The sequence below is a fragment of the Shewanella sp. MEBiC00475 genome, from assembly GCF_005234075.1.
Lineage (GTDB): Bacteria > Pseudomonadota > Gammaproteobacteria > Enterobacterales > Shewanellaceae > Shewanella > Shewanella polaris.
On record NZ_CP039928.1, the window covers coordinates 1,176,125 to 1,188,379 of the forward strand.

Annotated in this window: 9 protein-coding genes; 4 read left to right on the forward strand and 5 right to left on the reverse strand. The window is 39.9% G+C overall.

Going from position 1 to position 12,255, the window contains the following annotated elements:
• Positions 1-194: 194 nt before the first annotated feature.
• Positions 195-812 carry a LysE family translocator gene (locus FCN25_RS05150; protein WP_137222609.1) on the reverse strand — a complete coding sequence of 206 codons (618 nt, stop codon included), beginning with the start codon at positions 810-812 and terminating at the stop codon, positions 195-197.
• 130 nt (positions 813-942) lie between these two features.
• Here FCN25_RS05150 and FCN25_RS05155 point away from each other — a divergent pair, with 130 nt between their 5' ends.
• A complete protein-coding gene (locus FCN25_RS05155) occupies positions 943-1,497 on the forward strand; it encodes a thioredoxin family protein (protein WP_137222611.1) in 555 nt (184 codons plus the stop codon).
• Between the two features lie 97 nt (positions 1,498-1,594).
• Here FCN25_RS05155 and FCN25_RS05160 read toward each other — a convergent pair whose 3' ends face one another.
• Positions 1,595-4,201, reverse strand: a complete 2,607-nt coding sequence (locus FCN25_RS05160) for a TonB-dependent siderophore receptor (RefSeq protein ID WP_137222613.1) — start codon at positions 4,199-4,201, stop codon at positions 1,595-1,597.
• 480 nt (positions 4,202-4,681) lie between these two features.
• Here FCN25_RS05160 and FCN25_RS05165 point away from each other — a divergent pair, with 480 nt between their 5' ends.
• Complete coding sequence (locus FCN25_RS05165; protein WP_137222615.1) at positions 4,682-6,286, forward strand: AMP-binding protein; 1,605 nt, start codon at positions 4,682-4,684, stop codon at positions 6,284-6,286.
• 95 nt (positions 6,287-6,381) lie between these two features.
• Here the strand turns inward: FCN25_RS05165 and FCN25_RS05170 are convergent, their stop codons facing one another.
• The gene (locus FCN25_RS05170) at positions 6,382-8,166 is read right to left on the reverse strand and encodes an ABC transporter transmembrane domain-containing protein (protein WP_137227329.1); all 1,785 of its coding nucleotides are present in this window, start codon (positions 8,164-8,166) and stop codon (positions 6,382-6,384) included.
• A gap of 187 nt (positions 8,167-8,353) precedes the next feature.
• Here FCN25_RS05170 and FCN25_RS21235 point away from each other — a divergent pair, with 187 nt between their 5' ends.
• Positions 8,354-8,833 carry a Tfp pilus assembly protein FimT/FimU gene (locus FCN25_RS21235; protein ID WP_302629364.1) on the forward strand — a complete coding sequence of 160 codons (480 nt, stop codon included), beginning with the start codon at positions 8,354-8,356 and terminating at the stop codon, positions 8,831-8,833.
• Positions 8,834-8,863: 30 nt separating this feature from the next.
• On the opposite strand, the gene FCN25_RS05180 is transcribed toward FCN25_RS21235, so the two are convergent.
• Positions 8,864-9,274 carry a hypothetical protein gene (locus FCN25_RS05180; RefSeq protein ID WP_137222619.1) on the reverse strand — a complete coding sequence of 137 codons (411 nt, stop codon included), beginning with the start codon at positions 9,272-9,274 and terminating at the stop codon, positions 8,864-8,866.
• A 311-nt stretch (positions 9,275-9,585) separates the two neighbouring features.
• On the opposite strand from FCN25_RS05180, the gene FCN25_RS05185 reads away from it, so the two are divergent.
• The gene (locus tag FCN25_RS05185; RefSeq protein ID WP_137222621.1) at positions 9,586-10,734 is read left to right on the forward strand and encodes a methyltransferase; all 1,149 of its coding nucleotides are present in this window, start codon (positions 9,586-9,588) and stop codon (positions 10,732-10,734) included.
• Between the two features lie 722 nt (positions 10,735-11,456).
• Here FCN25_RS05185 and FCN25_RS05190 read toward each other — a convergent pair.
• Entirely contained in the window at positions 11,457-12,197 is a 741-nt protein-coding gene (locus tag FCN25_RS05190; RefSeq protein WP_137222623.1) for a FadR/GntR family transcriptional regulator, read from the reverse strand.
• Between the last annotated feature and the right edge of the window lie 58 nt (positions 12,198-12,255).

The following is a 12,255-nucleotide window of genomic DNA, read 5'->3' on the forward strand; positions in this document are numbered from 1 at the left end:
CAAATAATTAGCAGTCATTGAATGCTAACCAAAGCAATAGAAGAATCTCAATCAGATTACTGATTGGGATTTTTTATTACCCTTAGATTATCGAAAGATTGGTCATTTGTTATTCCCGGATTCAACGCCGAAGTACGACACTAACTCAAATAACAGGGGCAAATAGCCTTTATTAGATTTTAGTAGTTTAAGCGCTATAAAATGGTATAAACAACTCTTATCGCAAGTAAAATTAGTACAATCCCAGATAATCTATCGATGAGCTTTGCCTTGTCACGTAATCTCGGCAATACAGCAGAATGTGATAACACAAATGCAATAATGGTATACCACAAGCCATCCATAATTAACGGTGTAAACACGATTAAAGCCTGTCCCGTTGTGGTTTGTGCTGCCAATACAAATTGACTAAACAAGGCTAAAAAGAACAATAAAATTTTGGGATTAAAAAGTGAAATAGCGAGCCCATTTCGAGCTGCTACCCATAAACTGGTTGGCTTTCCAGCGGCTAATTTATGCTGTAATCCCCCTTTAGAGCTAAGTGCCTGAATGCCCATCCAAGCTAAGTAAAGCGCCCCAATTAACGCTATAGTATTAAAAACTAATGGCGAAGTTTTTAATATTGCGGCCAAGCCTAATAACGTCACCAGAGCATATACACCAATACCGATTGAGTGTGCCCAAGCACACACCACTCCGTGTAACCTTCCGCCACTGAGAGTATGCCTCACCACCATAGCTAAACTGGGTCCCGGAGACATCGCGCCCAAACAGCATATTGCTAATAACCCTAACCACGTACTTAACGTCATAACACCTCTTGTTGCAATAACAAATTCTATTTGGCTAACCATTCCATTTTAACAGCCAATTAAGTGTGTACTGCTAACGTATCGCCATTGATAATGGATTGATATATTACCGTATTTACAAAGGAAACCGATGAAGATATTAATGATGATATTACTGGTGGTTATTTTCAGTGCTGTTATGGGGCTTATTTGGGCTAAAATTCGAGGAAAATCAATTCCGACTTTAGTCATCATTATGCTCGGGTTTATGGGGGTATGTTTTGCGGGGATTATTTCCTTTGTTAATCAGGGTGAAAATTATCAAACCTATCAAAAATTACGCTGGCAACCGCTTCAACCCGAAAAGATTTCTGCCTATGTTGAACAAGGTAAAATTGTCTTTGTTGATATCACAGCAGATTGGTGTGTGCCCTGCCAAACGAATAAAGCCAATGTCCTTTATCGGGAGCAAGTGGTGGAGCGCTTAAATGACCCACAGATTATCCTAATGCAAGGAAACTGGACTCAAGCAGATAATGTCATTGAACGATATATGGGCCAACAGGCAGCTGCTGGTACGCCTTTTAATAAAGTATATGGATCAAGTTACCCTGACGGAATAGAACTGCCTAAAGCGCTTGTTATCGACGATCTTTATCAAGCCTTATCGTTAGCAAACCATAAAAGCGTCAGCATTCTACAATAATTTATGAGGTTATTATTTTATACATAGTGCCAATAAAAAAGACTGCCGCAGCAGTCTTTTTTTATTCACAATTAATGATAATTACGATACCAATAATTTAGAAGCGATAGTTTACACGACCGTAGTAGTAACCACCGTTATAATCGAATGGACCACTTTCGTAGTACACTGCACCTAATGCACCTAAAGTACCGTCTTTAAGCTTCTGCGCTTCTTGATCGAAGATGTTATTAGCACCAACCGATACCGTTAAGTTATCCATTACGGCATAACTCACTTCAAGGTCGATTGTCACAGCTGCATCAGCCATTTCAGAACCCCAATCAGATGTATCATCAGCATGGGTTGCATAGTACTCACCGAAGTAATTACCACGTAAAGACATGCTTAAGTCATCCCAGCTTTGACCCCAAGTAAGGGTTGCACGGTGTGCAGGAATACCATCTTCTAAACGACGAACCTTGCCTTCATTAGTTGTTTCAGGATTGTATTTATCGACACTTGTATCAGTCCAACCATAGGCTAAACTAAATTTCGCATCACCTGACAACATTTCTGTTGTATAAGAACCAACAATATCAACACCTTGAGTGGTGGTATCAAAATCATTAGTGTAATAAGTTACCGCTGAAATTAATTCAGGAAACTCAACGCCTGCAGCTCTTAATGCATCGTAGTCACTTGATTTAACCGCAATTTGGCTAGACTGCGCAATACGACCCGTTACTTCAATATTGTAGTAATCGACAGTTAAGAATAAGTTTTCATACTCATATACAAAACCTGCAGCATAACTCACCGACTCTTCAGGATTGAGTACTTCACCACCATAAAATGCCGCTAACGGATTCGTTGGTGGTGCAATAAAGGTTTGAATTAAGTCACCCTCAACAATCGATGTTTGAGTATTAACCACGTTTTCTTGACCAACTGTCGGCGCACGGAAACCCGTACTGTGCGATGCACGGAATGATAACTCATCCGTTGCAATGTACTGTGCGGTTAACTTGTAGTTTAACGTGTCACCAAAGGTCGAAAAGTCTTCGTAGCGTAATGCTAAGCCAACCAAGAAATCATCAGTTAAGTGCGCTTCAACATCGGTATAAACCCCAATATTGCTACGGTCATTTTTACCCGCAGATTCAGGACCAAAGCCTTTAAAACCGTGTGAGCCGATGTTAAAACCTTGGTCGGCATAAGGACCAGCAATCCAAGACGCTTCTTCACCTTGGCCAATCTCGAATGACTCTTCACGCCATTCAAAACCCGTAGCAAAACTAATATCTTCTAAACTGCCGATAGTAACGTAACGACTAAAGTCGACGTTAACCGTAGTTTCAACTTGCTCGTACGAACCGGTATCAAAGTCAGTAGGTGTATCTAACCCCATAGATGGGTTAAGTGAGTTTTTTAAACCAAAGCTAGCTTTGTTGCTACCCGTACCTGCACTGACATCATACATCCACTCGCCTAGCTCGCCTTTAACACCAGCAAAGAAAGACATGTCTTCAATTTTACCGGTGAATTGCGGTGTATAGCCGCCTGGACGAATTTGGTTCATTGAGAAACAATTTGGGTCAGCAACCATCGCTTTATAGGCGTCAGTATCTAGCACATTTCCGTCTTTATCTGGAATGCCATCACCATCGGTATCTATTTTAGGAATGGGTACATCCATGTTATTACATGTTGCGACTCCATCAGTGGCTAACCCTACGTCACCGACTAATAAACTTTCGCCGCCATCATCCGAGTAAACATTGCCACGGTTATGCGGATTACGATAATAAAAACCACCAGTCGCTTTACGCGATGAGACGTTACCAAAAGCGTATAAATGTGTCTTATCATTGATATCAAAACCAGAGTTTACGAATACGGTAAAGTCATCTTTGATTTCTGGGTTACCCCAAGTTTGCGCAGGGTCTTGAATAAATTCGTTACCCGCATTAGCAATGTCAAAAGCATCAAAGCGTTGTACACTGCGACTGGTTGCATCGGCAGTTTTGTATTGCGCACTGATGTTAATAAAACCATCATCTGTTAGCGGTAAACCAACATTACCATCAATCGTCGTTGCAGCGCCGTCACCTTCATAGTATTCGCCCTGACTAACGGTAATAGAGCCGCCTTCAGAAGCATCTTTTAATACGAAGTTCATAACACCCGCAATCGCATCCGAACCATACTGAGCAGCGGCGCCGTCACGTAATACTTCAACTTGCTTTAATGCCACACCAGGAATAACTGAAATATCTGGACCTTGAGCACCATCGTTAATGCCACCACCTTGGAAAGCAATAACAGATGCTCGGTGACGGCGTTTGCCGTTAACCAAAATAAGCGTGCTGTCTGATGGCAAGCCACGTAAGTTTACCGGACGAACAAGTGTCGCGGCATCGCTAATAGGTTGCGCACGAGAGTTAAAAGACGGCACTGAGGTCACTAACATATCGATCATGTCTGTGGAGCCGTTTTTCTTAAGGTCGTCACTGCTGATAATATCCACTGGGACTGGTGAGTCACCAATAGAACGCGGTGCCGCACGAGAGCCCACTACAGCCATTTTCTCAACATTATCTAATTTTGCTACTTCTTCATCTGCTGCAAAAGCTTGTGAACTAACAACAGTTCCAGCAAGTGCAAATGAAATGGCCAAGCTCAACGAACTAAAACCAAATGTAGATTTTTTTGATTGCATCATTCTTATCATCCCAACTGCTTATTATTGTTGTGTTCCAACTTGGTTTTAGGCGATTCATTCCATAAAACCAGCTTCCTTCTATGTGAAACACCCATCACCACAGATACATTTTTATAACAACAAAAACATAATTGCTAACATTTTTTAAACAAAATTAGTCAATTCTAAATAATAAACTTATGATTAATGCGGTAAGAGTCTGATTTTAGTGATATAGATCACATTGAAATTTATTTACAGTTTGTTTACTTCAAATAACTTTTTCGCTTATAAAACAACCAAAAAAACAAGCTTGTATACAAATGTGTACATTTAAATTAATTTTTTATTTTCCAATAATTTTGTCATTACCCACTCAAAAATAATTTGATTTTATATTCAACCTTTGCCAATTAATCTCGACCCGTGTAGGTTAGTAAAAACAATCTAAACAGACGTTTGATTTTTTATAATAACAACCCAAAAATAAAAGGGGATAGCATGCCTTATGATGCTGATTCAACACTCGACTTACACCAATACACATCAATCGTTGATTTGATCGAAAAAGCTTGTGACAAATTTGCTGACAACACTGCATACGCATGTTTAGGTAAAGACACCACATTTAAAGAAATAGAACGAGACTCTCGTCATTTTGCGGCTTATCTACAACATTGCACTGATTTACAACCAGGAGACAGAGTTGCGGTTCAACTGCCTAATATTACGCAGTTTGTTATTGCTGCTTATGGGATTATCCGTGCGGGTATGGTGTTAGTTAATACTAATCCAATGTATACAGAGCGAGAATTGACTCATCAGTTTAATGACTCTGAGGCTAAAGCTTTAGTCGTGCTGTCAGATCTCCTACCGACACTCACAAATGTGGTAAACAACACAACCGTCGAGCTGGTTATCTCCACCCATGCAATGGATCTTATCCAACCTCAACCCCAAGCTGATACGCCATTTTCAAAAATAACGTTTTTAGATGTATTAGCACAAGGCGCTAAATATCAATATCAAGCAGTTAAGCCAACCCATGTCGATCTCATTGCCTTACAATACACTGGTGGCACTACGGGTTTATCAAAAGGTGCAATGCTCAATCATGGCAACCTTTTAGCTAACTCAGCCCAAGTAAAATCTCGTGTTGCCAGCACCATGACTGAAGGACATGATATGTTTGTTGCACCATTGCCGATTTATCATATTTATGCATTTATGGTTAATTTGGTACTGTACTTTGAATCTGGTAGTTGCTCAGTCCTTATCCCTAATCCACGCGACATTCATGGATTAATCAATACGATGAAGGCATACCCTTTTACTGGGTTTGCGGGCTTAAATACTTTGTTTGTTGGTTTATGCCATCAACCCGAATTTAAAGCGTTAGATTTCAGTAGAATGACGATTACGATTTCAGGTGGTACCGCATTAACCAGTGCTGCAGCTAACTTATGGAAACAAACTACAGGTTGTATGATTTCTGAAGGCTATGGATTGTCAGAAACATCCCCTGTAGTGAGCTTAAACGCACCAGGATATCAACGACTAGGGTCTATTGGTAAACCCGTACTCGGAACAGAAGTTCGGGTGCTCGACATGGATGATAACGAAGTACCCGTTGGCCAAGCAGGTGAACTCGCAGTACGTGGTCCACAAGTGATGCAAGGCTATTGGAATAAACCAGGCGAAACCGCTAACGTGATGACCAAAGACGGCTTCTTTAAAACTGGCGATATTGGTGTTGCCAGTGAAGATGGTTATCACACCATTGTTGATCGTAAAAAAGACATGATTATAGTGTCCGGTTTTAACGTTTACCCTAATGAAATCGAAGATGTACTATCAACCCATGAGTTAGTGCTCGAATGCGCTGTGGTAGGGGTTGAAGATGAACACTCAGGTGAAGCAGTTAAAGCAGTCATTGTTTTAAAACAACCATCAACTAATATCGATGAAACAAGACAAATAATTAAAGATTATTGTCGCAGCCAACTCACGGCTTACAAGGTCCCGCGTATTATTGAATTTACCGAACAACTGCCAAAAAGTACCGTCGGAAAAATTTTACGTCGCGAGTTACGTAAATCAGCCTAATTGTCGAACAATGGCTTAGGCCGTTCGCCCTAAAGTGAATTTTTATCGCTAATATTGTTTTTCGATAATCAATAAAGAAAATTGTTCTTTACCTATTAAATGCTAGAGTCACCGTTATTGTTATCCATTAATAACTGTAAACTCGCAAACTCACGATAGAGATCATTGCTGTCCATAAGCTCATGGTGGGTACCGCTGGCAACGAGTTGACCTTTATCGATAACAAAAATACGATCGGCATTAATTACAGTCGCCAAACGATGAGCAATAATAACAGTAGTGCGTTTGGCCATGAGTGAGTCAAGAGCTTGCTTTACTTTCACCTCGCTAACAGCATCCAACGCACTGGTAGCCTCGTCGAGCAGCAGTAATGGCCTGTCTGCCAAAATAGCTCTGGCAATTGCGATCCGCTGTTTTTGACCACCAGATAAACGCACGCCCCGTTCACCTAAATACGTTAAATAACCCTCAGTAAACTCACCAATAAACTCATCCGCTTTTGCAGCAACACACGCCTGTACAACCTCTTCATCACTAGCATCTAAGCGGCCATAACGCACATTGTCGAACACATTCATCGCAAAAATTACCGACTCTTGTGGTACAAGCGCATATTGTTGACGTAACTCAGCCAACGACAACGTTGAGATGTCGATACCGTCTAACAAAATCTGGCCATTTTTAGGTTGATAAAATCGCATCATCAATTCAAATAGGGTGCTTTTCCCTGCACCGCTTGGACCCACTAACGCAACTCGCTCGCCTGGATTAATAGTCATTGATAATTGGCGAATAACGTGTTGATTTTCATCAGAAGGATAAGCAAAACTGACATTATTAAACTGGAGTAAACCAGCAACGGGTAAAGGTAAATGATTCGGTATAACTTGCTGAGGAATATCAACAGGCGTATGCACTAATTCCATTAAGCGCTCAGCGGCTCCTGATGCCCGTTGGATTTCACTAAACACTTCACTGATGGTCGCCACCGATCCCGCAACCATCACGGCATAAAACATAAAAGCAGATAACTCACCGCCAGTGATATTACCCGCCATCACATCCTTAGCACCCACCCAAGTCACAAATGCAATAGCCGCAATACTTAAAAACATCACCGATGATATCAATAATGCGCGATATTTAATTCTACCTTTAGCCACATCCATAACCGACTCTACACGTTGTGAAAATAACTCTCGGTCTTTAGCTTCATGTGTATAGGCTTGTACGGTATGTATTTCATGCAATGTTTCATCAATATATGCACCTAAATCACCCACTTTATCCTGGCTTTTACGAGACAATGTTCTGACTTTTCGGCCAAAAAAACTCACAGGGCCTAATACCAGAGGTACAGCCAATAACACCAGCAGTGTTAATTTCACGCTGGTAAACCCCATCATGACAATGCCACCAAGCACAGTGACACTTGAACGGAGTGCCATCGACAAACTAGAACTCACAACACTTTGTATTAACGTACTATCAGCAGTAAAACGCGATATGACTTCGCCGGTTCGTTGAGAGGCAAAAAATGCGGGCGATAGTGACAATAAATGCTGATAAACCTGTAAACGAATATCGGCACTGACGCGCTCACCCAACCAAGTCATTAAATAAAATCGACAAAAAACAGCGCTACCACTAATGGCCGTTATACCAATAATAATCAACATTATTTCATTAAGCCTTGCTGCATTGTCAGTGACAAAACCTTCATCAACCATCAGCTTTACACCTTGGCCAAGCGACAACCACGCAAGCGAACCAATAAATAAAAACACAATGGCAGCAACAACTTTTGTTTTATAAGGTGATAAAAATTGTAATATCCAAGGCAACACCGAAGGTGATAACGGTTTTTTGGTTGCAATAATGGAAGCTGTTGGAGTAGTCGTAGAATTCGTCACAGTATTTACCAACGTATATAACTAAGATTTACTGATAATAGCAACAAAACGTAACATTGTAGATGTCTTAGCAATCAAGTATCTACATAGCCTGTTAACTCCCATCATCAAACAGATGCTAGTATCAACTAAACATAACAGTACAAATAACATAATGAAAAATAATATAAGATCATCAAACGGCTTTACATTAATCGAACTAGTTGTCGTCATTATCATTTTGGCTATATTAGCTGTTGTTGCCGCAAGTAAATTTGTTAATTTCAGAACAGATGCAATTGTGTCGACGATGGAAGGAATGGAAACAGCCATGCAATCTGCAGCAACATTAACCTATTCAAAAGCGGCAATTGCAGGCGATGAAAGGCTTGAGACAGCAGTACTCAACATTGATGGGGTAGATATAAAATTAGCTTATGGTTATCCCGATGGCACCGCGGCTGGAATTGATTTATTAATGAATGTTCCAAACGGAGATTGGCAAAAACGCGAAAGCGTATACGACGGAGCGTGGATATATTGGCATGGCGTCATCACAGAGGATGCAGGCAAAGCGCAATGCTATTTACGTTATCGACAAGCAACATCAGCAACCGCACGTCCGATTATTAACGTTCAAACAAGCGGATGCTAGATGAGCCTATGGGGTTCAAAACCCATCACTTTAAGCTTCAGGATAACGGCTTTCAATATTTTTTAAAGAACGTAAAAATAAGCCTAATCCACCTACACTCAAAACTAAAATAACAATTAGGTCGAATGCGCTCATATAGGAAAATCTAAAATTAATTGAGCTTATCACCCCAAAAACAAGGGCGATTAGTGAACCAAAAGTCAGTAACCAACCTAATGGATTTTTACCGTTATAAAACATCAATCCAATACCAAAAATAAATGGGATCATCACCATACCGCTGGTTAATCCAAAACCACCAAACTGATATAAATGATTGCCCAGTCCGAACGAACTGGTGATTTTAATGGCATTAAGTAACATGTAAAATCCGCCGCACATCATCGCTAACCCAATAAAGAACTGACCTACCCCACCAGACGTTCCACCTGCACCTTTCATTATTATCCCTTGGAAATATTATTTTAAGTCAATAGATTGATGTTACTGAACCGCACAGTTAATAGCAATCATCGCTATACATGAGCATCTTTTTGATAAAATGATTTAACCAATTAATTCCTATCAACTTGTTGTATATGAAAATTTAAAAATATTATGGAAAAAAATATACTGATGATTAGAAATGGTGACAGGACAGAACACTCATTATCCTCATTAACTTGTTTAAGCCTAAACCTCGCGCTAATAAGGGTTATCTGAGATAATATCGTGCTATTTTATCAATATTCATTTAGTTAGGTAACGCCATCATGACAACCCAATTTGCTTGTTCAGGTATAGAGCTTGAGCTTTTCCGTTATCCAAGCCAACAAGCATCAAACCTACAAGCTTGGGATGCTGCAGACGAACACCTAATCAGATACTTAATTGACTCAGAAATCACTGCAAATACCACAGCTATCCTAAATGACAATTTTGGGGCATTGACATGTGCATTAGCAACACAAAATCCTAATGAGGTATTACTTGTAGAAACGGATGCAAAAACTAGTTTGCTAGGCTGTCAACAAAATTTATTACATAACAAACTAACAACGATAAACATACATTGGTCGAATAGCCGCGATACATTGCCGCAAAATATCCAATTAGTACTGATGAAACTGCCGAAAAATCTACATTACTTTGATCAACAGCTTGCGCGTTTATCAAGAGTATTGCCTGAGGGGACACAAGTTCTCATTGGCGCTAAAGCAAAATCAATCAATCCAGCATTATTGGCCATTATTGAGAAAAATCTTGGCCCTGCATCGGCTAGTTTAGCGTGGAAAAATACCCGAGTGATCAGCTGCAATAGCGATGGCAAGCAACGTCCATTAGCAAAAGCAGTAAATTGGACAGTAGATGAGCTCAAACTCACTATGTCAAACCTTGCCAATGTCTTTGCCGCCAATAAATTGGATATTGGCGCAAGGTTTATGCTCGAAAACATGCCAAAAGGAGACTTTAAGCAAGTAGTCGACTTGGGTTGCGGTAACGGTATTTTGGGATTACACGCAAAGCAATGTTATCCAGATGCGCATATTTACTTTGTCGACGACTCAGATATGGCCATCGCATCGGCAAGCTATAACTGGCAAAGCAACACATTAGATAATCCAACAATAGATGAACCACAAGCCAGTTTTTATTGGGACGATTGCCTAACGCACCTCCCACTAGATGTGGAACCCGATTTAATATTATGTAACCCCCCTTTCCATCAAGGGGAAGCCATCACAGACCATATCGCTTGGCAAATGTTTGTCGACGCACATCAGCGTTTAAAGCCAGGAGGCTTGCTGCATATTGTCGGTAATCGACATTTGGCCTACCACGTTAAAATAAACCGTATTTTTAAAAACTGCACCACTATTGCATCCAATGGTAAATTTGTGGTGTTACAAGCTAAAAAGTAAATTCGGATTATCATGGCACCGGAATAGCACTTATTCTGGGGCGGCTTATGCTGTGGATTATTGCGCTTTCATAATTGACTACTTCTGCTTTAGTTAACCATTTAGGGTTATTTAACAAAATATCCATCTTTTTTGTCATAAAGCGCAAGATAATTGGTATGACCAATAAGGTGGATTGTTTGATGGCAATCATCATTAAAATGTAAAGCCACATAACGAAAGTGCCAAAACCATTGGGCGATAAGTTCAATAATTCGTTTATCTTCCCCAAAAAGATACGGTAACAAATCGTAAACGGCATCGTCCGTGATAATCAAACAATTGACTAAGGACGATTGATCTTCGGCAGTTCACATTTGTTCTAGATAAACGGTTTAGTTTTTAAAAATAAAGTGGCTCAAAAAGTTAGAGAAGAAGTCTCTAACTAGGTTAATATATTGCAAAAACGGTGGTGACATTCATCTTGAAAGTTCAGTAGATAATAAGTTCGACATAATTATCCTTTCATAAATTATGCACTATCTCTTGCCTCATACAGTGAACCTGCACCTTAGGTATTTTTAGTTTCTCTCACTCTACAGTCATGCTCAATAGAGCGAATAAAAACCAATAAAAAACGCGTTAACAACTTAGTGTCAACGCGTTTAATATTAAGTTCTGAATCACTAAACCTGCAATTTCACAGGTCTACACGCATAATTTAACAAACAAAAAAATAAAGATTAACCGTTTGTTTTTACGAGGTTTTCAATAGAATACAAGTCACGGTTAGCGCTATTCTTACGGCGCACTTCCTCTAATGCCTGTTGTTCTAATTTATCAAACAACACATTGATCAATCGATTAAAATGCTTATGCATCGCTAAACGAGCTTCTGAAGCGTCGTGTTCAGCTAATGCATGATAAATAGCAGTATGCTCGGCTAAGGTTTTATAATTATCTGTACTACAAACTATATTGTAGTCTTCAATAATTTCATTGCTAGACGAACGTAATGACCACATGTTCTCGAACAAATTAATCAATGCACTGTTACGTGTCGAATAAGCAATTATTTGATGAAACATCTCATCCGCTTCTTCAACATTTTGCATATCTTTCATCATCACCAGCGTACCATGCAGTTTTTCAAGCTCTTCTGCTGTAATGGTTTTTGCGGCTAATGCGGCAATCTCGCCTTCAACTAATGCTCTTGCTTGGGTTAATTCAAATGCATTAACATTTTCAGCAACTTTAGTTTGTAATTTGTGGCTGACAACATATACACCAGAGCCGGTTTTAACTTCAACCTTCTCGCGTACTTCAAGCGCAATAATTGCTTCACGAATAGTTGGCCGACTAACATCAAATTTATCAGCTAGTTCACGTTCAGGTGGTAAGCGACTGCCTACAGGATACTCACCACTGGCAATAGCAGCTTCAATAGTATCGACAATTCGCCAAAATAAACGACGGGTTTTCATACACCTTCCTTCGAAAAGTAAAACCAATTGATTGGTTTATTACTGACATATTATCGGT